The 20,974-nt window shown below is 58.7% G+C and carries 21 protein-coding genes; 12 read left to right on the forward strand and 9 right to left on the reverse strand.

Annotation, left to right across the window (positions count from 1 at the left end):
* Positions 1 to 3 precede the first annotated feature (3 nt).
* Together FNT36_RS15490 and FNT36_RS15495 are read right to left on the reverse strand one after the other, a co-directional pair.
* On the reverse strand, positions 4 to 687 hold the full coding sequence (locus tag FNT36_RS15490) for a response regulator (RefSeq protein WP_144849551.1): 684 nt from the start codon (positions 685 to 687) through the stop codon (positions 4 to 6).
* A gap of 108 nt (positions 688 to 795) precedes the next feature.
* Positions 796 to 1,137, reverse strand: a complete 342-nt coding sequence (locus tag FNT36_RS15495; RefSeq protein WP_144849553.1) for a tetratricopeptide repeat protein — start codon at positions 1,135 to 1,137, stop codon at positions 796 to 798.
* Positions 1,138 to 1,299: 162 nt separating this feature from the next.
* On the opposite strand from FNT36_RS15495, the gene FNT36_RS15500 reads away from it, so the two are divergent.
* The 7 genes from FNT36_RS15500 (at position 1,300) to FNT36_RS15530 (ending at position 7,234) form a co-directional block, all read left to right on the forward strand.
* Positions 1,300 to 2,040 carry an electron transfer flavoprotein subunit beta/FixA family protein gene (locus FNT36_RS15500; protein WP_144849555.1) on the forward strand — a complete coding sequence of 247 codons (741 nt, stop codon included), beginning with the start codon at positions 1,300 to 1,302 and terminating at the stop codon, positions 2,038 to 2,040.
* A 125-nt stretch (positions 2,041 to 2,165) separates the two neighbouring features.
* Positions 2,166 to 3,143 carry an electron transfer flavoprotein subunit alpha/FixB family protein gene (locus tag FNT36_RS15505; protein WP_144849557.1) on the forward strand — a complete coding sequence of 326 codons (978 nt, stop codon included), beginning with the start codon at positions 2,166 to 2,168 and terminating at the stop codon, positions 3,141 to 3,143.
* 182 nt (positions 3,144 to 3,325) lie between these two features.
* Complete coding sequence (locus FNT36_RS15510; protein WP_144849559.1) at positions 3,326 to 3,958, forward strand: bifunctional nuclease family protein; 633 nt, start codon at positions 3,326 to 3,328, stop codon at positions 3,956 to 3,958.
* 133 nt (positions 3,959 to 4,091) lie between these two features.
* Positions 4,092 to 5,333: a pyridoxal phosphate-dependent aminotransferase gene (locus FNT36_RS15515; RefSeq protein ID WP_144849561.1), complete on the forward strand. Its 1,242-nt coding sequence runs from the start codon at positions 4,092 to 4,094 to the stop codon at positions 5,331 to 5,333.
* Positions 5,334 to 5,350: 17 nt separating this feature from the next.
* Positions 5,351 to 6,004, forward strand: coding sequence for a cytochrome b/b6 domain-containing protein (locus FNT36_RS15520; RefSeq protein WP_144849563.1), 654 nt, complete (start codon positions 5,351 to 5,353; stop codon positions 6,002 to 6,004).
* A gap of 96 nt (positions 6,005 to 6,100) precedes the next feature.
* Positions 6,101 to 6,664: an RNA polymerase sigma factor gene (locus FNT36_RS15525; RefSeq protein WP_144849565.1), complete on the forward strand. Its 564-nt coding sequence runs from the start codon at positions 6,101 to 6,103 to the stop codon at positions 6,662 to 6,664.
* Positions 6,665 to 6,724: 60 nt separating this feature from the next.
* Positions 6,725 to 7,234 carry a hypothetical protein gene (locus FNT36_RS15530; RefSeq protein ID WP_144849567.1) on the forward strand — a complete coding sequence of 170 codons (510 nt, stop codon included), beginning with the start codon at positions 6,725 to 6,727 and terminating at the stop codon, positions 7,232 to 7,234.
* A 17-nt stretch (positions 7,235 to 7,251) separates the two neighbouring features.
* Here FNT36_RS15530 and FNT36_RS15535 read toward each other — a convergent pair whose 3' ends face one another.
* Positions 7,252 to 7,674, reverse strand: coding sequence for a hypothetical protein (locus FNT36_RS15535; protein ID WP_144849569.1), 423 nt, complete (start codon positions 7,672 to 7,674; stop codon positions 7,252 to 7,254).
* A gap of 483 nt (positions 7,675 to 8,157) precedes the next feature.
* Here FNT36_RS15535 and FNT36_RS15540 point away from each other — a divergent pair, with 483 nt between their 5' ends.
* Positions 8,158 to 8,517, forward strand: a complete 360-nt coding sequence (locus FNT36_RS15540) for an Imm51 family immunity protein (protein WP_144849571.1) — start codon at positions 8,158 to 8,160, stop codon at positions 8,515 to 8,517.
* Positions 8,518 to 8,547: 30 nt separating this feature from the next.
* On the opposite strand, the gene FNT36_RS15545 is transcribed toward FNT36_RS15540, so the two are convergent.
* The 3 genes from FNT36_RS15545 to FNT36_RS15555 all read right to left on the reverse strand — a co-directional run bounded on the left by FNT36_RS15545 (position 8,548) and on the right by FNT36_RS15555 (position 11,912).
* Positions 8,548 to 9,465, reverse strand: coding sequence for a glycosyltransferase (locus tag FNT36_RS15545; protein ID WP_233635961.1), 918 nt, complete (start codon positions 9,463 to 9,465; stop codon positions 8,548 to 8,550).
* A gap of 1 nt (position 9,466) precedes the next feature.
* Complete coding sequence (locus tag FNT36_RS15550) at positions 9,467 to 10,792, reverse strand: MATE family efflux transporter (RefSeq protein WP_144849575.1); 1,326 nt, start codon at positions 10,790 to 10,792, stop codon at positions 9,467 to 9,469.
* Positions 10,793 to 10,907: 115 nt separating this feature from the next.
* On the reverse strand, positions 10,908 to 11,912 hold the full coding sequence (locus FNT36_RS15555; protein WP_144849577.1) for a hypothetical protein: 1,005 nt from the start codon (positions 11,910 to 11,912) through the stop codon (positions 10,908 to 10,910).
* Positions 11,913 to 12,021: 109 nt separating this feature from the next.
* Here FNT36_RS15555 and corA point away from each other — a divergent pair, with 109 nt between their 5' ends.
* Both corA and FNT36_RS15565 read left to right on the forward strand, forming a co-directional pair.
* Positions 12,022 to 13,233 (forward strand): magnesium/cobalt transporter CorA, encoded by a 1,212-nt coding sequence (corA, locus tag FNT36_RS15560; RefSeq protein ID WP_144849579.1) that lies wholly within the window; start codon positions 12,022 to 12,024, stop codon positions 13,231 to 13,233.
* A gap of 138 nt (positions 13,234 to 13,371) precedes the next feature.
* Positions 13,372 to 13,563 (forward strand): hypothetical protein, encoded by a 192-nt coding sequence (locus FNT36_RS15565; protein WP_144849581.1) that lies wholly within the window; start codon positions 13,372 to 13,374, stop codon positions 13,561 to 13,563.
* 30 nt (positions 13,564 to 13,593) lie between these two features.
* Here the strand turns inward: FNT36_RS15565 and surE are convergent, their stop codons facing one another.
* The gene (gene surE, locus FNT36_RS15570) at positions 13,594 to 14,466 is read right to left on the reverse strand and encodes a 5'/3'-nucleotidase SurE (protein ID WP_144849583.1); all 873 of its coding nucleotides are present in this window, start codon (positions 14,464 to 14,466) and stop codon (positions 13,594 to 13,596) included.
* A gap of 96 nt (positions 14,467 to 14,562) precedes the next feature.
* Between surE and FNT36_RS15575 the strand changes: the two genes are divergently transcribed.
* Entirely contained in the window at positions 14,563 to 16,353 is a 1,791-nt protein-coding gene (locus tag FNT36_RS15575) for a M14 family metallopeptidase (RefSeq protein ID WP_144849585.1), read from the forward strand.
* A gap of 62 nt (positions 16,354 to 16,415) precedes the next feature.
* A complete protein-coding gene (locus FNT36_RS15580) occupies positions 16,416 to 18,440 on the forward strand; it encodes an FG-GAP-like repeat-containing protein (RefSeq protein WP_144849587.1) in 2,025 nt (674 codons plus the stop codon).
* Positions 18,441 to 18,823: 383 nt separating this feature from the next.
* Here FNT36_RS15580 and FNT36_RS15585 read toward each other — a convergent pair whose 3' ends face one another.
* Together FNT36_RS15585 and FNT36_RS15590 are read right to left on the reverse strand one after the other, a co-directional pair.
* Positions 18,824 to 19,285: a BLUF domain-containing protein gene (locus FNT36_RS15585; RefSeq protein ID WP_144849589.1), complete on the reverse strand. Its 462-nt coding sequence runs from the start codon at positions 19,283 to 19,285 to the stop codon at positions 18,824 to 18,826.
* A 444-nt stretch (positions 19,286 to 19,729) separates the two neighbouring features.
* Positions 19,730 to 20,953, reverse strand: coding sequence for a bifunctional 3,4-dihydroxy-2-butanone-4-phosphate synthase/GTP cyclohydrolase II (locus FNT36_RS15590; RefSeq protein WP_144849591.1), 1,224 nt, complete (start codon positions 20,951 to 20,953; stop codon positions 19,730 to 19,732).
* Positions 20,954 to 20,974: the final 21 nt, after the last annotated feature.

Below are 20,974 nucleotides of genomic sequence, written 5' to 3' on the forward strand. Positions count from 1 at the left end.
GTCCTACTCCTCGCGCAGCACATAGCCCATGCCTACCACAGTGTGAATAAGCTTTTTATCATAGCCCTTGTCTACTTTGTTGCGCAGATAGTTTACGTACACATCTATCACGTTGGAGCCCGCGTCGAAGGCTTCTTCCCAGGTGTGCTCAGCTATCTCGCCACGGCTCAGCACCCGGCCCTGGTGGCGCAGTAATAGTTCAAGTAGATTAAACTCGCGGGCGGTGAGTTTGATGGGTTGGCCGGCACGCACTACCGTTTTGGCGGCGGTGTCCACTACCAGGTCGGCTAGGCGCAGTTGGCTACCTTTGGCCTCGGCGTGGCCCCGGCGGCGCGTAAGGGCGCGTACCCGAGCCAGCAACTCGGCAAAGTCAAAGGGCTTGACGAGATAGTCGTCGGCGCCCCCGTCAAAGCCCAGCAGCTTATCTTGGGTGGTACCTAGAGCTGTAAGCATCAAGATGGGCAACTCCTGGTTTTGGGCACGTACAGCCTTGAGTACATCTAGACCGCTCTGGCCGGGCAAAATGACATCTAGTATTAACAAATCAAGTTCTTCGCTCAGCGCCAGGCGCTGGCCAAAGGTGCCATCGTAGGCCACCGTTACCTCGTAGCCTTCTTCTTCAAGCCCACGCCGAATGAAGGCCGATACCTTGGGTTCGTCTTCGACTAGAAGGATTTTAGTGGGCATAGTCGTGATGCTAGGGCTATACTATTCTGGCGCGATAGCACCATGTGTGCCCCGCGTATGGGCAAAGATTCCTTTTCTTATTGTCAGTAAATAATAAATGACTAGCGTTCAGTCATCTTCATAATCCATTCCTAGGCAGCTATTTAACGCTTGCTGCAGCTCGCTAGCGGCGTGCAGCTGCCCGGCTTTTCGGCTTACTACCAAGCCTTTGCGATACACTTGCTCGGCTTCGTCTTTTTTACCAAAGCCCTCTAGTAGCTTGCCCGCGTGGTAGTAGGTACCCACGTAGTCGGGGTGCTCGGTCAGTAGCTTCTGGTAGTAGTCCCAAGCTCGCTTGGGGTCGTCGGCGCGGTATTCGGTGGCTAGGGCGTAAATGGTGAATGGGTCGGTGGGGTCTTCTTCGTAAAAGGCAAGCAATTGCTGTAAGCGGCTGGGGGCAGATGGGCTCATAAAAGGGACCTAGGGGCGGAGTTCAGACTATATTTGAGGCGAAATTGCGACCGCCGCGCCGCATTCTGGTTTCCTGCGTCCGCTGCCGACCTTTTTAGGGCTGGTGGATGTTATGCAAGCCGACTACTTTTGCAATAATCTTCTCACCCTACCCTCGCTTAGATGAAGTTTCTGGTTTGTATTTCCAACGTGCCCGACACGACCACTAAAATTGCCTTCACGCCTGACAACAAAGAGTTTAATAAGGCTGGGGTGCAGTTCGTGATTAATCCCTGGGACGAATACGCCCTTACCCGTGCCATTGAGCTAAAGGAGGCTAACGCCGGCAGCACCGTGACGGTGCTTAACGTGGGCGAGGCCGACACCGAGCCAAACATTCGCAAGGCCCTAGCCATTGGGGCCGACGACGCCATCCGCGTCAACGCTGCTCCTACTGATGCCTTCTTCGTGGCCCAGCAAATTGCGGCCATTGCTAAAGAAGGCAATTACGATGTTATCCTGATGGGTAAGGAAAGTATTGATTACAATGGCTTCCAGGTACACGGCATGGTGGGCGAGCTACTTAGCATCCCCACGGTGGCGCCCGCTATGAAGCTCGATATGAGCGGCAACACCGCCACCCTAGAGCGCGAAATCGAAGGCGGCAAAGAAATCGTGCAAGTAAATACGCCCTTCGTGGCCTCGTGCCAGCAGCCCATGTGCGAGCCCCGCATCCCCAACATGCGCGGCATCATGACGGCCCGCACCAAGCCCCTGAAAGTGGTGCCTGCCATCGGCGAAGCTCCCCGCACCCAGGTGGCTGAGTTTGCGTTGCCTCCCAAGAAGCAGGGCGTGAAGCTTATCGACGCAGCCAATGCTGGCGAGCTAATTAAGCTGCTCCGCAACGAGGCGAAAGTAATCTAATACTGCCTGTCATGCTGGCGAAGGAAGCATCTTATCACGGCTGCCTTCGCTAGCTTCTCCTAATTTCAACGCAGTGGACGTGATAAGGTCCTTCGCTGCGCTCAGGATGACAAAATTTTAAGACTATGTCTGTTTTAGTAGTAGTTGAATGTGACAAGGGCGAGGTAAAAAAATCTTCGCTCGAAGTAGCCACCTACGGCGCGCAGGTGGCCGCCCAGTTGGGCACCTCGGCCACGGCCATCGCCGTAGGCGAAGCCACTGAGGCCAATCTGGCTAAGCTCGGCGAGCAGGGCATCAGCAAGGTGCTCTACGATAACGAGCCCCGCCTCAAGGACTTCGTAAATAATGCTTACACCAAGCTGATTGCCACGGCGGCCCAGCAGGAAGACGCCAAGGTAATTGTGCTGGCTAACAGCAACGTCGGGGCAGCCGTAGGCTCGCGCTTGTCGGTGCGGCTGCAAGCGGCACTGGCTACCAACGTAGTGGAGCTGCCCAAAACCGACGGCGGCCAGTTTGTAGTGAAGCGTGGTGCCTTCTCGGGCAAGGCGTTTTCGGACGTGGTGCTGAGCAGCGACCGCAAGATTATTGCCCTCAAGAAAAACTCGATTGAGGCGCAGCACGAGGCTGGCAAAACGGCCGAGGTAACCGCCTTCTCGGCCCAGCTTGGCGACGCCGACTTTGCCGACGCACCCAAGCAGGTAGTGATGCAGGACCAAGCCGGCGGCATCTTGCTGCCCGAGGCCTCACTCGTAGTGAGCGGTGGCCGCGGCATGAAAGGCCCCGAAAACTGGAATCTCATCGAGGACCTAGCCAAGGCCCTAGGTGCTGCTACGGCCTGCTCTAAGCCCGTGAGCGACGTAGACTGGCGCCCCCACCACGAGCACGTGGGCCAGACGGGTATCACGGTATCGCCCAACCTGTACATTGCCTGCGGTATCTCGGGTGCCATCCAGCACCTAGCGGGTGTCAACTCGTCGAAGGTGATTGTGGTTATCAACAAAGACCCCGAGGCACCCTTCTTTAAGGCGGCCGATTATGGCATTGTGGGCGATGTATTTGAGGTGCTGCCCAAGCTAACGGCGGCCGTAAAAGAGCTGAGCTAAGCCACTTGTAGGGCCAGGCTGCGGCTTGGTGCGGGCCACGCCGGGTGCTACTCGGTGGGTATTGGCCCGTACCAAGCCGTGGCTTGGCCGTACTTTTTCGGGCTAGTTCCGACCTTCATCGCTTTATTTGTCGTACAGAACTCTAGTACCCGTTTCCCGGACGCTAAACGTCCCCGCGACCCTTGAAAAAAATTCCGCTCGAAATCCTGGGCTTGTCCTCCTCGCAGTCGCAGTCCGGCTCCTTCGCCCTTATTCTGGGCGAGAAGCACGGCAACCGGCGCCTGCCGATTATCATCGGCATGTTTGAGGCCCAGAGCATTGCCATCCAAATTGAGAAGATTAGCCCTAACCGGCCCCTCACCCACGACCTGTTCAAGGCCTTTGCCGAACACGTGCACGTGGTAATCATCGAGGTCGTTATTTCGGACCTCAAAGAAGGCGTTTTCTACTCTCGCATCGTGTGCTCCGACGGGGCTACCACTTTCGAGATTGATGCTCGCCCCTCCGATGCCATTGCCATTGGCTTGCGCTTCGGGGTGCCGATTTTTACGGTAGAAAGCGTGCTAAGCGAAGCTGGAATCATCCTTTCGGACCTCGACGAGGCCGGGGAGGAAGATGAAGATGACCAGGACCGCGACGATGACGACGATGATGACGATAGCCCCAGCCCTACTCCCCGCCCCACCGAGCCCCGCGAGCCGAGCGGCCAGGTGCCGGTAGAAGAGCTCAGCAAAATGCTGGCGCAGGCGCTGGACAAAGAAGACTACGAAAAAGCGGCGAAAATCCGTGATGAGTTGAATAAGCGTAACGGCTAGCCCTAGGGGGTAAAAACGCATAGACTGCAAAGAATGTGAAGTTGCCGGTTTGCCCGAATGGGCCCGGCGGCTTCGCATTTTTGTATTTTTACGCTTTCCTTATTGTCGGCTGCTATTTAATACTGAATACCTTATGTCATTAGCTATCTCACAGCGCGGGCAGGCCATGCCCGCTTCGCCCTTCCGCAAGCTGGCTCCTTTTGCCGAAGCCGCCAAGCAGCAGGGTAAGAAAGTATACCATCTCAACATTGGTCAGCCCGATATCGCGACCCCGCCCAGCTTGTTTGAAGCCGTGCGGCAGGCCGACATCCGGGTGCTGGCCTACAGCCACGGCGCGGGCACTGACAGCTACCGCCAGAAGCTGGCCGCCTACTACCACCGTGCGGGCATAGAGGTGAGCACCGAAGAGATACTAGTGACCACGGCAGGCAGTGAGGCCATTTTATTTGCGCTGCTTACCTGCCTCAACCCCGGCGACGAAGTCATCATTCCCGAGCCGTTCTATGGCACCTACACGGCGTTTGCCATTGCGGCGGGCGTGAACATCGTGACCGTGACGGCCACCATCGACAATGGGTTTGCCCTGCCGCCGCTAGCTGCTTTTGAGCAGGTTATCACGCCGCGCACCAAGGCGATTTTGCTTTGCAACCCTAGCAACCCTACCGGCCACGTGTACACCCGCCGCGAGCTTGAAGACCTCCTAGGGCTCTGCCAACGCCACGGGCTGTACCTGCTCTCGGATGAGGCTTACCGGGAATACTGCTACGACGGGGCTCGCTCCATTAGTGCGCTCAACCTGCCCGGCGGCGAAGAACATGTGGTAGTGATGGACACTATCTCGAAGCGCTACAGTGCTTGCGGTGCACGAGTGGGCTCGCTCGTGACACGCAACAAAACCGTGTACTTGGCAGCCTTCCACTTTGCGCAGATGCGCATCAGCCCCCCCGGCCTAGGTATGCTACTGGGCGAAGCGGCTGTGGACCTGCCCGAAAGCTACTTTGATGAAAACCGCGCCGAGTACCAGGCGCGGCGCGACCTCACAGTGGCGCGCTTGCAGGCTATGCCCGGCGTACAGTGCCCGGTGCCAGGCGGCGCCTTCTACGTGATGGCCCACTTGCCCGTAGATGATGCCGAGCGCTTTGGCGAATGGCTGCTCACCGACTTCACCTACGAAAACCAGACGCTGATGCTGTCGCCGGCCAACGGATTTTACCAAACGCCCGACCTAGGCCGCCAACAAGTACGCATCGCCTACGTACTTAACCTCAACGATTTGGCCGCGGCCCTTACCTGCCTCGAACACGCGCTGTTGGCTTACCCCGACCGCACGCTGGCACCACAGGCAGTAGCAGCGACAGCCGAAGCGCTCGCCTAACCTCCGCCCTACCTCCCATGCCCACGCCTGCTGCTACGCCAGTTTCCACTCACGATTACTCGGCGCCGCTGCGGGTGTGGCACTGGGGCAATGCGCTGCTAGTACTGGGCCAGCTGATTACGATTCTCTTCATCAAGGTTATCGTGAAGCCCAAAGCGCTAGTGCCCGAGTTTCAGGCGGCTGCGGCCCAGCACGGCGGCAACCTCAGCAAAGAACAGGGAATGAGCATTGCCCACCTGCTGAGTGAGCGCCTGTGGGACTGGCACATTGCCATCGGGCTGGCGCTAGCCTCCTTTTGGGCCTACTGGCTGGTGCTGCAGCTCACTGCCCCTGCCGAGCGCCGCTTTACGACACGGCTGGTAGCAGCGGCTCGCTACTACCGGCTGGCCCCGCCCGCCGAGCACCCCGATGCCCGCCACGCCCTGCTGGCCAAGCTCACGTATGCTGCTTTCTACTTATTTATCAGCGTAATGGTGCTTACCGGCCTAGCCCTTACTTGGGCCGACGACGTGACGTGGCTCCACAGCATGGAGCACTCAGTGAAGGAGGTACACAACGTGACGATGTACCTTCTTATCGCCTTTGTGGTGGTGCACATAGTGGGTGTGGTATGGGCCGAGCTTACCAAAGACCATGGGCTGATTTCGCGCATGGTGAGTGGTGAAAAGTAAAAAGGTTCCCAAATGCGTTTTATTTATTCTTGTTAATATCTAAATCCAGCACCTACCGCAAATGCGTAGGTATGGCCTCACCACCCGAGGCTGCTGATGAAGCTATTAGAGAAGGATGCTGAAAAAGAGCTAGTTCGGCGCTTATATACCCGAGACGAAGCTGCGATGGGGCTCTTCTACAAGAACTACAGCAAAGCCTTGTATTATACAATCTGGCGTATTGTGCGCCAGGATGAGCTAGCTGAGGACATTTTGCAGGAATGCATGGTCAAATTCTGGTTGGCCTTTCCTAGGTATGATGCTAGCCGCGGTCGACTATTTACATGGGCGCTGAACATTGCGCGCAACCTAGCCATCGACCACCTACGCGACCAGCGCTACCGCGACGCGCAGCGCACGTATTCGCTTACCGAAGAAACGGTGCCCCACCGGCCAGCCCCGGCTACCTTCCGGCCCGAGCACATTGGGGTGCGCGACTGGCTACAGTTGCTTAGCCCTAACGACCGCCAGCTGCTCGATTTACTGTATCTCAAGGGCTATACCCAGGTAGAGGCAGCCGAGGAGCTGCGCCTGCCCCTAGGTACCGTGAAGTCGCGTGCAGGCCGCATCATCCGCACGCTCAGCAAAGTCATGACTTCTTCGGGAGCAGTGAGTTACTAGCAGCCGTCTAACATTAGGAGGGGCCGGGCCGTAGGTGCAGCATTTTCCTTTGTCGTTGCTATGCGTAGTAAGCTGTTATTTGTCCTGCTCTTACTAGGGTCTAGCGCCCTGGCCCAACCCGACTCGCCCCTCACGCGCCTGCTGGCCGAGCGCCGCGTACTCACGCAGCGCTACGCCGAAGCCAATGCGCAGCGCCACAGCTTGTTTGGCTTGAATAATAAGCCTAGTAAGAAGGACTTACAGGAGGTAGTAGATGCTCTGCAAGGCATCGTGAATAAGGACGAGGAGATAGTAGCAGTACTTAACCAGACGGCTCAGCAGGCCCAAACTACGGCCACCACGCTGCAAAATACCGGCCGCGACGACCGCAACCTCACCGCTCAGCGAATTAGTGAGTTTCAGAACGACCTGCTCAATGCGCAGCAGCGGGAGAAACAAGCTGCCGAGCGCCAGCGCGCCCTAGCGGCCGACCTAGCCGAGGCTCAACAGGGCCAGCGAGGGCGCGATGCACTTATTTTGGGGCTAGCACTGGCTTGCGTGGGCTTATTCTTTTGGCGCCGTCGGCGCTAGGAGGGCGGGAGTTCCGGTTAGGCTTGCCGAGGCGCGGCCTGCTTGGTGGCCAGCCAGGTATTGGCCGCGCCCTCATCTTGAAAGCGGGCAAACTGCACTAGGCTACCGGGCGCTACCTCGTGGGCGCTGGCCGGCAAGCTGCCTAGGTAGTCGGGCAGCACCAAAAAACACACGTACAGCGGCGTGCCCAGTTGGCGCTGCACCTGCGGCAAAAACTGGGTGGTTACCCATTCGGGGCCATTGAGGCTACGATTGGTGCGGCGGCGCGAGTCGATGAGCCAGTAGCCGCATTGGTGATGTTGGGCCGCCTGGCTCAAGGCTTCGTAGCCCTGGTGCAGCTCGGGCTCTGTGACCGAGCGCAGCCAGCGGCCAGTGAGCTGATTGAGGTCGGGGCGGTAGGCGACTTGTAGGAAGTCGGTGGAAAACTGGTCGGGAAGCATGGGTGGGAAGGGCCGGGCGGGGCACTAAAGCTACGCAATGGCTGGGGCCCGCAAAACAGCTTGCGCGGTTTTGCGCCTCAGGTGTGAATAGCGCGGCACTATCGGCTAATTCCAACTCCGGTTTAGAAGTAAAGCTGTTCTTACTGCCTGACAAAAGCATTTTGCGCCGTGGCTTTTGCGTAGTACCTTATTTGATGGATAGGCAAACCCGGAGCGGCGCTAGCGGCAACGGTGGCACTCTATTCTGCTACTTGGCTTTCCAAATACTTCCTTTTCTTTCACTTACACCTTACTTTCGTTCCGGCGGCTATGGCCGTGCTTATCCCCTAACTAGTTACCCGTGGGTTATTTCCTTTCCTCCTACCTGGCTACCTAGGTCGGCTGGCGGCTGGCTTCGCAAAGCGTGCATCCTCCTAGGTACTGCTCGCCAAGCAGTACGGCCCCGGCCCTTGGGCTAGCTTTATTGCGCTATCACTTCTACTTATGGCTTCTACGTTTCCCTTCAAAGTTGCCGCCGCCAAGGCCGGTAGCGACCCGGCCCATCAGTTTGTCATTCTGGCCGAGATAGACGCGCTGGACGACTATCTCAATGTATTTGAGGACTATGGCTACGGGGGCGATGGCTTTTCTTGGCGCGAGCACATCGAGACTATTATCGAAGAGTATCAGCCGGGCTTGCTCGACCAGTTGGAGTTTGACGAGCAGGAAGACACTTTCTTGGTCTACGCCGATAGCCCCCAGGCCGTGCGGCAGTTTATGCACTGGGTGCTCCCATACTTCGGCGATTTAGGCAAGCTCAAAAAGTATCTCAGCCAGGCCGACCCCAGCGATTTTTTTGGCTAATCGTCAGCTAGGCGCAGCGCTATTTCATTCTTACTGCCAACTTTTTACGCTACGCCTAGCCAGTAGGCCAAGCGCAAAATCGAGGGGATGACGGCGCCCGGCCAGGTGCAGCAAATCGGCGAGGTCACGAGCAGCCGACCACTGGCGGTGGCGTAGGGCTTGCAGCAGCTCCCAGCGCAGGCGCACCCCTAGGGCGGCGCGCTCGGCTGGCGTGCGCACGAGGGCCACAGCCTTGCGGCACACCGCAATGTTGGACAGCAAATAGGGGTCGTTGGGCTGGTAGGCTCGCGTGGACATAGAGCGCGGGTGCAGGCGCCGCTGGGTCGTGACCTCATCTTGGTAGTGAAATTGCCAGTCGGGACTGGCTCGCACCCATAGGTCGAAGTCTTCGAAGGTTAGCGCCTCGTCGTAGCCACCTAGGTGGGCGAGCACCTCGCGGCGCACAAGCATAGTAGGCGAGCAGATGAAGTAGCGGCTCAGCACATCGGCCAGCACCCAGCCGCTGGCCGGCCGGGGCAGCAGTCCGCCCCGCCCATCGGGGCGGTGGTGCAGGCCTACTGCCGTGCCTTGCTCATCAATGAGCTCGGCATTGGAGTAAACTATGCCATAGCTGGGACCTAGGTGCTCAAACAACGCTACTTGTTGGCTGACGCGGTGCGGCAGCAGCACATCGTCGGTGGCAAAATCGAGAACATAGGCGCCTTTGCTTTGAAAAAAGGCTTGATTGAAGGCCCGGCAGTTGCGCATGTTCTGGGACAGCAGCAGCAAGTGCCAGGTAGGATGGGCCTGGGCGTACTCGCGCAAAATGGCCGGACTGCCATCTTGGCTAGCATCATCAACCAGCCACACTTCGAGGTGCGGGTAGTCTTGGGCCAGAATAGAATCTAGCGCCTGCCGCAAAAATGGCGCGTGGTTGTAACACAAGGCAATGATGGTAACGAGCGGCACGCTATGGTTTTTTGTAAGCATCGGGCGTTTTTATACTTTTTCTGCTTGCGGCTACGTGTACGGTGGCGCAAGCAAGCAGCAAAATTCCGTAGCGGCCCGCGTGCGCCCACAACACCCCAGCTAGCCCCAGGTGCGGCAGCAGGCCCACCAGCAGCCCAGTGTAAAGTATGGCCGACGCCGCCTGCACGGCTAGATAAGGCAGCGGCCGAGCGCGGGCCAGCAGCTGATACAGAAACACCCACACCAGAAACTTGGCCCAGTCGCCGAGCAGCTGCGGGGCCAGTAGCTCGCGGGCAGCCAGCAAGCGCGGTGCAAACAACAAGGGCAGCAGCCAGCTGCGCAAGGCAAAAACTAACCCTAGCCCCCCTCCTAGTGCGCCAGCCAGTAGGCCGAGTACCGCTCGCAGGTAATGCCGAGCTTGGGCCGGTACCGGCGCTAATGCAGCCAGCCTAGGGTAAAAAATAGTGCTCAGCATGGCCCCCACCACCAGCGAGTAGTGGTCGGAGAGCCGGGCCACGGCCTGCCACAAATCGGTGCTAGCCGGTGTAAAGTGCGTCATGAGGTAAGCGCGCACCGCATAATCGACTGCCCGCCCAAATAGCAGCGGGCCACTGGCCATAAGCACAAAGCGTAGCAGGCCGCGCACAGCCAAGCGGCTAGGCCACCCCACCCGCAGCCCCTGTAGCAGGCCCGCTCGCTGCGCTTGCACCAGCGTGAGCGCCAGCACTGCCGCCTGCCCCCCTAGGTAGCCACCCAGTACCAGTGGCAGCGACTGCCGCAGCAGTAGCATAGCGGCCGTTACCCCGGTGCCACCTACACTCAGGGCCACTGCTTGGTGCACGTAGGCGCGCCGTTGCCCGGCCGCGAGCAGCGCTGTGCTTAGCAGCGCCTGGGTAGCCACGGCAGCCATGCCTACAGTGAAGCAGAATACCGCCAGCAGCCCCCAGCCAGCGCCTCCAGCTAGCCCCAGTGCAACTCCACCTAGGCCCACCGCTCCTAGCGTGAGCGCCACGGCTGCCCCCAGCCAGGCCCGGTAGCGCCGCGCACTAGGCGGTAGCGGCGCTAGGCGGGTAGTAGCGCCCACCTGAATGCCATCGGCGGGCAAGGCCCCAAATAACCCCATTAAGTTTTGGAACTGGGCCAACTGCGTGAGCGCACCCGCCCCCCCGTATAAGGCCACCAGCTTGCTGAGCACAAGCGCCCCAATGGCCCGCGCCGCTACTGCCACCCCCGTGCCAAGCGAGCCTCGCACGAAGCCTCGCCAAACGCCCGCAACGGGTGCCGCCGAGGGCACAGCAGCTGGCGCATCAGAAGCAGGACGGAGCATGGCGAGAGCGGTGTGGGCCCGCTGCTATAGGTGTAGACCGCCGCCTAGGTATAGCGCAAGGCCGGTTGCGTTGTAAAGTAGAAGTAAGGTTTGCCCGAAGCCAGAACAGCGCAAGCTAAAGTGATTTTTGCCACGTGAGGCGCGGGCTGGCAAGGCCGCCCAAGTGGCGCTTAAAATTCAGCAGCGGTTGGTTGGGCTCCCCGCTGGGTAGTGTCGAGGTGCCAAGGTCTACAATGCGGGCCTCATTAGCCTGCGCAAAGGCGTGCAGGCCACCTAGGAGCTGCACGGCCGGGCTCAGCTTGTTGAGGCGCAAGGGGCTAGCCAAGTAAAAATCATAGAAGGCGTGCTCACTAGTCCGAATGGCAATGAGCACGGCCGCCCAGTCACCCGTGGGCTCTCGCACCGACAGCAGCAAGTGCTGGCGCGGAAACGCTCGAAACAATGCCTGCACTCTTTCGAGGGGCAGCGACAGCTTTTGCCCCCGCTCTTGGCGGCACGCGGCCATAAACTCGTAGGCCAACGGTAGCAAATAGGGAGGTTCTTGCTCTAGCACAAAGCCGGCGCGCACGCACTTGCGCAGGCAGTGACGCTCGTTGTAGGTGAGGTGGGCGGCGTAGTCGCGCCCTAGGTCAAGGTAGTAGTTTTCCTCGCGCAGCGTTACCAAGTAGCCCTTTGCACTCAAGGCCTCGGCTAGTGTGGCGGCTCCGGTAGGGTCGTAGCAAGTTGCATAGCTGCGAATTTCCAAGCGAGTTTGGCCATGCTGGCGCAACGCCGCCTCTGCGGCATCGAGCAGCATTTGCACGGCACTTGCTGGCAAGCCCTGCGCTAGCTGCACCCCGCCAAAGCTAGCCTGCCCCGGCGAACGTGCCAGGCCCGGCCCCTCAAAATCGATTGCCACGTAAAACTGCGCCACCGTATACCCTAGGGCTTCGTCTTCCAAGAAAAAAGCCAGCACCGGGCAGCCATGCTCCTGCAACGCTTGGTGGGCCGGCGTCAGAAACAAAAATGGCTCGAAAGCCAGCGGCAGGCGCGGCGAGGCGGGCGGTTGGCCAGCGGCCGTGAGGGCCACGTGCACGTGTAGGGCAGCAGGCGGCGAAAAGTCGAGAGGAGAAAATGCCACGGGCACTAAAAAAGGGGCAGCGAAGGGCAAAGTACGGCACCGGGCCGCGGCCTTCCCGGCGTTTTCATGTTTGTGCTGCATCTTTCGGGTAGTTCAGCTTTAATTGCCCATGGATTTTCCTGACCCGCTGCCGCTGGCCCCGCCCCCCACCTCGGCCGACGAGCGCTCCCCGGCGTCTTCGCTGGCTACTACCGACCGCATCTCCGACCGCGCGGCTACGCGCCTAGCTCGCGAGCAAGAGGTGGGGCAGCGCCCCGGCACGCTGCGCGTGAAAGCCGGCGCCCTCAAGCCGCGCCTGTTTATGTTTTCTTACAACGAGCAGAGCTACACCGAAACCGAGTACACCGACCGCTACGACGAGTTGCTGGCGGCCTTTCACGGCAAGCCTGAGCTCAAGCACTGGATAGACGTGCGTGGCTACGGCGACCTGCCCCTGATGGAGCGCCTGATGGATGATTTTGGCCTGCACCCGCTGCAGCTCGAAGATGTGCTCGGCGACTATCAACGGGCCAAGGTGGAAGTTTTTGACGAAGACCGGCTATTTCTGGTGTCGCGCATGACGGACTTCACGTCGGACCTAGAAATAAATGATGACCAGCTTTCTATCTTCACCGGCCCCAACTATGTGCTGTGCTTTCAGGACGATTACGATGACTGCTTGGAGGTGCTGCGCAACCGCCTGCGGGCCAACCTAAGCCAGCTTCGGCGCAAATCGAGCGGCTACCTCGCCTACGCCCTCACCGATGTGGTGCTCGACCACTACTACCCCACCATGGCCGCCATCGGCGACTACATTGAGGAACTGGAAGACCGCATTTTTACAGAACGCCGCGAGCGAAGGCTGCTCAATCGAATTTTGCGCATCAAGAAAGATGTGGTGCGCTTTCGACGGCTGGTATATCCCGAGCGCGACAAGATAGCGGAAATCTTGCGCTTACCCGACGAGGTAGTGCCCGAGGAGCTCAAGACCTATTATCGCGATGCCTACGACCACGCCATTCAGGCCCTGGACCTGGCCGAGAGCTACCGTGACAATATTTCATCGTTGGCCGACCTGTTTCTCTCCGACCAAAGCAACCGCATGAACGAGGTAATGAAGGTACTGACTATCATCAGTTCCATCTTCATCCCGCTCAGCTTTGTGGTGGGCCTATACGGCATGAATTTTCAGCCCGAAGACCAGCACGGCCACCGGCTGCCACTCAACATGCCCGAGCTATACCAGCCCTGGGGCTACCCCGTTTTGCTGGGCATCCTCGCCCTCATTGTGGTGGGGCAGCTCTACTATTTCTGGCGCAAAGGCTGGCTGAGCAGTGATTAGATGCTTAGCTAAGCAACCGAGGGCACAACCGAGAATTTCACGTTCTGAGCTTCTCGCCTGCTTAGCTAAGCCCCTTTTACTTACCTCATTCCTTGTTCATGGGTCGGGTGGTAATTTGAAACGTTAACTGAACGTTTTATGAAACTGCTTGGCCTAGTTGCACTGGTACTGCTACTGGCGGCGCTGCTGGCCCCTGTTGGGCACGGGGCCCGGCAGCGGGCAGACTGCCACCTAGGGGGTCCACCACTGGCTCCGGTGCAGATTATTCGCTCGCGTGGGTCGTTCTTGGCCCCCAAAACAGTGCGCACAGTGCCTTCCCAGGTGCGGTAGGCCTGGCGCGGCAGCCTTTCGGCCTAGACCTTACTGCGCTGCTTCCTCTGCCGCAGGCCCGTAGTCCTCGCTGGCCATAGGCTGGGGCGGCGTGGCGGCCGCGCCCGCCTCAGGCAGCGGCAGCTGCCAAGCAGTGGCCAGGGCTTGCAGTCCCTCATAGTTGGTGAGGTCAAACTTGCAGGGCACTACCGATACATAGTTTTCGGCCAAGGCTGCTTCGTCGGTGTCGAGGCCGCGGTCGTAGTTGGCAAATTTGCCTTGCAGCCAGAAGTAAGGACGCTGGTAGGGGTCGAGGCGGCGGTCAAACTCCTCGTCCCACTTGGCATTGGCCTGGCGCGCCAGCCGGATGCCTTGGATGGGCCCCGCCGCATTTTTAGGAATGTTGACATTGAGGGCTGTGTGAGCAGGCACACCCTGAGTTAGCGCCAGCTCGCACACCTGCCGTACCCACGGGCCCACGTGCGAGAAGTCGGCATGGTCGCCATACTCACAGAGCGAAAAGCCAATAGCAGGCAGCCCTTCGATAGCTGCCTCAATGGCGGCCGACATAGTGCCGGAGTACAGCACATTCACCGACGAGTTGGAGCCGTGGTTAATACCCGACACCACGAGGTCGGGGCGGCGGTCCTTGAGCACGTAATACTTAGCGATTTTGACGCAGTCGGCGGGCGTGCCCGAGCAGGCGTAGGCCTCTACGCTATGGCCAAAAATATCGGATTTATCGAGCCGCAGTGGGTGGCCGATGGTGATGGCGTGCCCCATGCCCGACTGCGGGGCGCTGGGCGCAACTACCACGATTTCGGCATGTAGCTCTTGCAGAATGCGCACCAAATGGGCAATACCGGGGGCCGTGAGGCTGTCGTCGTTGGAAACGAGAATGAGGGGACGAGAAGAATCAGACATGCACTAGTCAAAAAAGGCGAAGTAGGCCTCTTACCCCACCTGTACGGCAAAGCGGCCCCCTAGGGCAATTCAATTCGCGGCCCGACCTTCGCGCCCATGCTTTTCGCCATTTTGCTTGCTGCGGCGCTTTCGCCCACGGCTCAGCGGGGCACCGCCCTGCCGGGCACGCCCCCTACCCCGCCATTCACCACGCCGTTCGAGCGCGACCCAGCGCACAACACAACCGCTACCTATGCCGAGTGCCTGGGGTTTTATAAAGCCCTAGCCGCCGCCAACCCTGCCACCATGCAGCTGCGCGAGGCGGGCCTCACCGACAGTGGCCAGCCCTTGCACGAGGTGGTGCTTTCGGCCGATGGCACTTTCGAGCCCGCCGCTAGCCGGGCCAAGGGCCGCCCTATTTTATTTGTTCAAAACGGCATCCATCCCGGCGAGCCCGAGGGCATCGACGCTAGCATGATGCTGGCCCGCGACCTGCTGCGCGATAAAAAGCTGCTGCCTTTGCTCCAAAAAGTTACGCTCGTCATTGTACCCGTGTACAACGTGGATGGCATGCTGAACCGCAACTCGACGACCCGCGCCAACCAAAACGGGCCGCAGGCCTACGGCTTCCGGGGCAATGCGCGGCACCTCGACCTCAACCGCGACTTTGTGAAGCAGGATTCGCGCAATGCCCGTTCGTTTGCGGCGCTGTTTCAGAAGTGGCGGCCCGAAATCTTCGTGGACACGCATACTTCTAATGGCGCTGATTATCAATACACCATTACGCTTATTCCGACCCAGCACAACAAGCTCGCACCAGCCCTAGGTACCTACTTGCAGAGCCAGCTGCTGCCAGCGCTCTATGCAGGCATGGCCAAGAAGAAATGGCCCATGACGCCCTACGTCGATTTTGAGGGCGAAACACCTGAGAGCGGTCTGCGCGCTTTTATGGAAAGCCCCCGCTACTCGACCGGCTACGCGGCCTTGTTCAACAGTATCGGCTTCATGCCCGAAACGCACATGCTTAAAGCATTTGAGCCCAGAGTGCGTGCTACCTATGACCTGCTCGTCACCTACCTCCAAACTATCGCGGCCCAGGCGCCAGCCGTGCTGGCCGCCCGCGCCACCGCCGACCAGGCCCTAGGTACCCAAACGCGCTTTCCGCTGGCCTGGGCGCTCAGCGACACGGCCACGACTACCGTGTCCTTTCGGGGCTACGAAGCCGGGCACAAGTCCAGCGCCGTGAGCGGGCAGCCGCGCCTCTACTACGACCGCACTAAGCCCTACACCCGGCCCGTGCCCTACTACAATACCGCCCGGCCCACCGTGCTGGTAGAAGCGCCGCAAGCCTATGTTATTCCGGCGGCCTGGACGGAAGTTATCGACAACCTGCGGCGCAATGGCGTGGTGCTCCGCCCGCTTTCCGAGCCCCTCACGGGCCGCAGCGAGCACTATTCTATCGAAGACTACAAGACGGCACCGCGGGCATACGAAGGGCACTATTTGCACTCTCAAGTAGGCCTTAGCACCGGGCAGCAGGCTACCAGCACCCTAGGGCCTGGTAGCGCCTACCTGGCTGTGGTGGCCGAGCAAGGCCCTGCCCGCCGCTACCTCGTAGAGGCGCTCGAGCCACGAGCTACCGACTCGTTTTTCGCCTGGGGCTTTTTCGATAGCATCTTGCAGCAGAAGGAGCACTACTCCGACTACGTATTCGAGGACCTAGCCGCAGAATTTCTAACCAAAAACCCCGGTGTGCGCGAGCAGCTAGAAGCTGCCAAGAAAGCGGACCCCACACTAGCCGCCAGTGGCCCCCGCCAGCTCGAATGGGTGTACCAGCACTCGCCCTATGCCGAGCCTGGCTATCGCCGCTACCCCGTGGTGCGATGGTATGGGCCAACTAAACCATAGGCAAAATTACTACTTGGTAGAAAGCAGCTTACCAAATATTTTTACTTCTTATTCCTTTCCTTATGAAGCAACTCTACTATTCTTTAATCGGACTGTTTGCGTTTACATCTAGCTTGCGGGCACAAACTCCGACACTTACCACTGTTAGTCCGGCCCGCCAAGCGGTAAATGCACCTCGCACGACGGCTATACAGTGCACATTCTCGCAGGCTGTAACGGGAGCAAGCGAAATACGCGTATTTAGCAATCGCTGGCGTGGCCACCGCACCGGCATCGCTAGCGGCGATGGTACAGCTACTCTTAAGCTGCAACCCACACAAGTATTCGCCCCTGGCGAGCAAGTAAGTGTAACCCTACCGGCCTCTGTGCGTGGGGCGGGGGCCACGGGGCAAGCACTAGCAAATGGGCAGGTAGTACAGTTTCGGGTGGCGGCTGGGCCGGCCACTGGCAACTTCACGAATGGTGCGCGCTTAGGGGAGACTGGCACCGCTCTGTACGAACCTACACTGGCTGACGTGAATAACGATGGCAAACTAGACTTTTTAGTTGCTGATGCTATAGAAAGCCGAGTCAATGTGCGCTTGGGTGATGGCCTGGGCAGCTTCGGGGCGTCTACTTACTTTCTGACCGCAGACAACCCACAGGGCATCATAGTAGCTGACTTCACTAATGATGGCAATTTAGACCTAGCGAGTGTCGCTTCAGAACCATTTAATCGTGTCATCAACGTGGCGCCGGGCAATGGGCAAGGCAGCTTTGACGTAGCCCAAGCCTCTCGGCTACCCGTGACGGCCCTGCCGCTTTACACGCAGGCAGCCGATGTAAACGCCGATGGCAACTTAGACTTACTATTTTTAGAATACCAGTTCTCTTCACCTGCTTACGCGGTGCTACAGGTGAACCTCGGCAATGGGAAAGGTGATTTTAATAGCCTACCCAAGCTGCCGCTTGATGTGGGCTACGGCGGCCTACGCCTAGCCGACCTTAATAATGATGGGCGCCTCGACTGCCTAGTAGCCAACAGCGTTACGGGCCAGCTCAAGACCTACCTAGGCGACGGTACCGGGGCCTTTGCGCTAGCTACCACACCAGCGCTGGCAATTCCTACATCGGCCACGGTTGGCACGTACCCAGTAGGCCAACCAGTTATTTCAGAAGTCGCCGATTTTACGGGTGATGGCTTGCTAGATGCACTTATCTTAGATGCCACTGCTTACACTTTACGGTTATACCCTGGCACGGGGCAAGGCGGTTTTGGGGCAGCTATCGCTACGCTCACCGTGCCTAACCTGCGGCAGGGCTTTGTGGCTGACTTAGAAGGTGATGGTGACCTAGACATTCTGGCCACCGTGCCCACAGGTAGTTACGTAGCCCAGGGAGGCTATGCAGTCAGCCGATGGCTTAATAACGGCACCGGCTCTTTCACAGCAGGCACGCCCATTACTGGCCCCGCAACTAAACTGGCTACTGGCGACATCAACAACGATGGCACCACAGATATAGTGCTGGTATCGGAAGTGAGCCTCGACACAGGCAGCCCAGCTATCTATCCGCGCCTAGGTCAATCGCTGGCGACGGCACCTACCATTACCTTCTTTTCTCCTTCGCTGGCCACCAGCGGTCTTTTGGTTACGGTTCAAGGTACCAATCTTACTGGAGCTACACTAGTATTAGTAGGCGGTGTGCCTGTTACGAATTTTACGTTGGACCCTGCCACTGGGGCGCTCACTTTTTTGCCCCCTAGCTATACCCCCGGTGGGCTGATAACCGTTGTCACGCCTACCGGTACGGCTACTAGTGGCGCACGGCTTGCCATCACGGTGCTTGCCAATCGCACCAAGGCCGACGAACTACCTATTCAGTGCTATCCCAACCCCACTCGCGGCCTAGTGCACCTAGACCAGCTAGCCGCAACCGGGCCGCTACAAGCCGATTGCTATAACAGCCTAGGTCAGCTCGTTCGCTCAATTAGCGTATCGGCTAGCCCAAGTCCTACGCTTGACTTAGGTGGGTTGACACCCGGACTATATACGTTGCGGCTATTGGCGAATACTGGCAGCACTACACGGCAGATTCTACTAGAGTAGCGCTTCATAGTTTATATAAAATACCTACTTTTAGGTATTGCACTTTCTCGGGAGACAATAGATTTTTGCTGTGTCTACACTATGGCAACGTTTTAGCTAACAAGCCTTAACCACCTAGTTGACTAAGTCGCCTCTTCTCTCCAACTACTATGAAAACATGCCCCACCTCTTTTCAGCGGCCCGCCTATATCAGCCTGTGCGCACACGCACATCGCCCCGTAACTGGGCCCGTACTCCTGTGCAACACCTGCTGCTACACCGGTCCGCTGGGCTATGAAGCGACTTGGCTAATGCTCGATGTAGCCCTGAACTAAGAGGTTTTGCTTAAAATGCCGGCTACCTCTACCCACGAGGCAGCCGGCATTTTAGAGACCTAGGACAGGTTATTCGTCAGTAGCCTGCGCGGTGGCAAAATCGGCTAGAAAGCGGCGCAGCTGCTCGGGGGCGTGCACAGCTAGGCCAGGCGGGCGCTGGTAGTCGCGCGCACTTGTCAGCGGAAAGTAGCCGGTGGTGTGGAGGTCCTTTAGGTCAGTTGATACAAAGCCCATGCGCCAGTCGGGAAACATGCGGCCGGTGGCCGGGGCTTCGTGCAACACGAAGGCGTGCTTGTGGCGCTCGTCTTGGGCAATTTTCTGGTAGATGCGGGTAACTTCGTCGCGGGGGCCTTCCAATACCTGCACAAATTCTTTGGTACCCGCCGCGTACAGCAGCAAGCCCGTGAGCCGATGGTCTTGGTTATAAGCGCGAGCTTGACGCAGCAGATGGGCCAGCGCCTCGGGGCTCATGCCGTCGCCCGTGGCCAGGCTATGGTAAATAATATGATAAAGTGGCTGGGGGGCAAGCATAAAACACGGCTATTATTACCTCGCTGTACGCGGCTTTGGGGCCTAGGTTGAGGCACCTAGGGTGCCGGCTAGCCAAATCTGCGCTCGTTAAAAAGCCTCTCCCACTAGCAATTGGTTTACTTGGCTCCCATAATTATTGACCGGCCCAACGAAAAACCCTATCAGCCTGCATGGCGATACTTTGCTAATGCGCTCACTTACTGCTTTTTCACGAATTGCTCATCGTTAAATTTTAAACCCAATACTTTTTGCCGGGGCCTTTGGGCTGCGAAGACGGATAGATGCGCCTCGAAAGCGTCATAGGCCTTTTATGGAAACGTGCCCCGGTAGCCCAGTTGCGCCAAGCGCTTGTTATCTTTCATTCATACTTCAGTGATGCAGCAGCCCACAAAAAAGCGGCGTAGAGCATTGCTCTACGCCGCTTTTTTGTGGGCGTTGGCAAGCCTAGGCAGCAGCTTCGGGCTTCATGTTTTGCAAGATGTCGTGGCCCATCTTGTCGCGCTTGGTAGTGAGGTAGCTCTGGTTGTGCTGGTTGGGCACTATCTCGATGGGCACGGTTTCGACTACCTCCAGGCCGTAGCCGAGCAGGCCAGTGCGCTTGCGAGGGTTGTTGGTGAGCAGGCGCATCTGCCGAATACCTAGGTCGCGAATAATGGCCGCGCCCACGCCATAGTCGCGCTCGTCGCCCCGGAAGCCTAGGTCCTCGTTGGCTTGCACGGTATCGCGGCCTTGCTCCTGAAGCTTGTAAGCTTTCAGCTTATTGAGCAGGCCGATACCGCGGCCTTCCTGGTTCATGTACACAATCACGCCGCGGCCTTCGCGGTCAATCTGCTCCATGGCCTGGTGCAGCTGCGGACCGCAGTCGCAGCGGCACGAGCCAAAGATGTCGCCGGTCACGCACGACGAATGCACGCGAATGAGCACTGGCTCAGGGCCCGAAATATCGCCCTTCACCAAGGCTAGGTGCTGGGCCCCGTTCGAGCGCTGGGTATAGGCGTAGAGGTCAAAGTCGCCGTGGGCGGTGGGCATCTTCACCGTGATTTCGCGCTGAATAAGGCTCTCTTGCGCCAAGCGGTACTTGATGAGGTCCTGCACCGAAATTAACTTCAGGTTCCACTGCTTGGCTACCTTTTCGAGGTCGGGCAGGCGGGCCATTTCGCCGTCTTCCTTCAAGATTTCGACTAGCACGCCGGCCGGCTCGAAGCCTGCTAGGCGGGCCAGGTCTACGCCCGCTTCGGTGTGGCCAGCGCGGCGCAGCACGCCTTCTTTACGCGCCTTCAGCGGGAAGATGTGGCCAGGTTTGCCTAGGTCCTCGGGCTTGGTGGCTGGGTCGATGAGCGCCAAGATGGTCTTGGAGCGGTCGGAGGCCGAGATGCCGGTGGTCACGCCATTGGTCAGCAAATCCACGCTCACGGTGAAGGGGGTGGCGTGCAAGGCCGTGTTGCGGCCCACCATCAGGTCGAGGCCTAGCTCGTCGCAGCGGTCGGCGGTGAGGGGCGCGCACACCAGGCCGCGCCCATGAGTGGCCATAAAGTTGATGACCTCGGGCGTGGCGCAGCGGGCCGCGCAAATAAAATCGCCTTCGTTTTCGCGGTCCTCGTCGTCCACCACTATCACGACCTTGCCGGCCTTGATGTCTTCGATGGCGCTTTCTATAGTGTCTAGCATGGTAATTAGTATACTGTTCTT

The organism is Hymenobacter setariae, assembly GCF_007713685.1.
Classification (GTDB): domain Bacteria; phylum Bacteroidota; class Bacteroidia; order Cytophagales; family Hymenobacteraceae; genus Hymenobacter; species Hymenobacter setariae.

Bases quoted from the DNA above. Each gene is read 5' to 3' on its own strand.
- FNT36_RS15580 (WP_144849587.1), top strand. From the start codon at position 16,416: ATGAAGCAACTCTACTATTCTTTAATCGGACTGTTTGCGTTTACATCT.
- FNT36_RS15515 (WP_144849561.1), top strand. From the start codon at position 4,092: ATGTCATTAGCTATCTCACAGCGCGGGCAGGCCATGCCCGCTTCGCCC.
- FNT36_RS15550 (WP_144849575.1), bottom strand. From the start codon at position 10,792: ATGCTCCGTCCTGCTTCTGATGCGCCAGCTGCTGTGCCCTCGGCGGCA.
- FNT36_RS15500 (WP_144849555.1), top strand. From the start codon at position 1,300: ATGAAGTTTCTGGTTTGTATTTCCAACGTGCCCGACACGACCACTAAA.
- FNT36_RS15575 (WP_144849585.1), top strand. From the start codon at position 14,563: ATGCTTTTCGCCATTTTGCTTGCTGCGGCGCTTTCGCCCACGGCTCAG.
- FNT36_RS15530 (WP_144849567.1), top strand. From the start codon at position 6,725: ATGCGTAGTAAGCTGTTATTTGTCCTGCTCTTACTAGGGTCTAGCGCC.
- FNT36_RS15565 (WP_144849581.1), top strand. From the start codon at position 13,372: ATGAAACTGCTTGGCCTAGTTGCACTGGTACTGCTACTGGCGGCGCTG.
- FNT36_RS15585 (WP_144849589.1), bottom strand. From the start codon at position 19,285: ATGCTTGCCCCCCAGCCACTTTATCATATTATTTACCATAGCCTGGCC.
- corA (WP_144849579.1), top strand. From the start codon at position 12,022: ATGGATTTTCCTGACCCGCTGCCGCTGGCCCCGCCCCCCACCTCGGCC.
- FNT36_RS15495 (WP_144849553.1), bottom strand. From the start codon at position 1,137: ATGAGCCCATCTGCCCCCAGCCGCTTACAGCAATTGCTTGCCTTTTAC.
- FNT36_RS15520 (WP_144849563.1), top strand. From the start codon at position 5,351: ATGCCCACGCCTGCTGCTACGCCAGTTTCCACTCACGATTACTCGGCG.
- FNT36_RS15505 (WP_144849557.1), top strand. From the start codon at position 2,166: ATGTCTGTTTTAGTAGTAGTTGAATGTGACAAGGGCGAGGTAAAAAAA.
- FNT36_RS15540 (WP_144849571.1), top strand. From the start codon at position 8,158: ATGGCTTCTACGTTTCCCTTCAAAGTTGCCGCCGCCAAGGCCGGTAGC.
- surE (WP_144849583.1), bottom strand. From the start codon at position 14,466: ATGTCTGATTCTTCTCGTCCCCTCATTCTCGTTTCCAACGACGACAGC.
- FNT36_RS15590 (WP_144849591.1), bottom strand. From the start codon at position 20,953: ATGCTAGACACTATAGAAAGCGCCATCGAAGACATCAAGGCCGGCAAG.
- FNT36_RS15490 (WP_144849551.1), bottom strand. From the start codon at position 687: ATGCCCACTAAAATCCTTCTAGTCGAAGACGAACCCAAGGTATCGGCC.
- FNT36_RS15535 (WP_144849569.1), bottom strand. From the start codon at position 7,674: ATGCTTCCCGACCAGTTTTCCACCGACTTCCTACAAGTCGCCTACCGC.
- FNT36_RS15525 (WP_144849565.1), top strand. From the start codon at position 6,101: ATGAAGCTATTAGAGAAGGATGCTGAAAAAGAGCTAGTTCGGCGCTTA.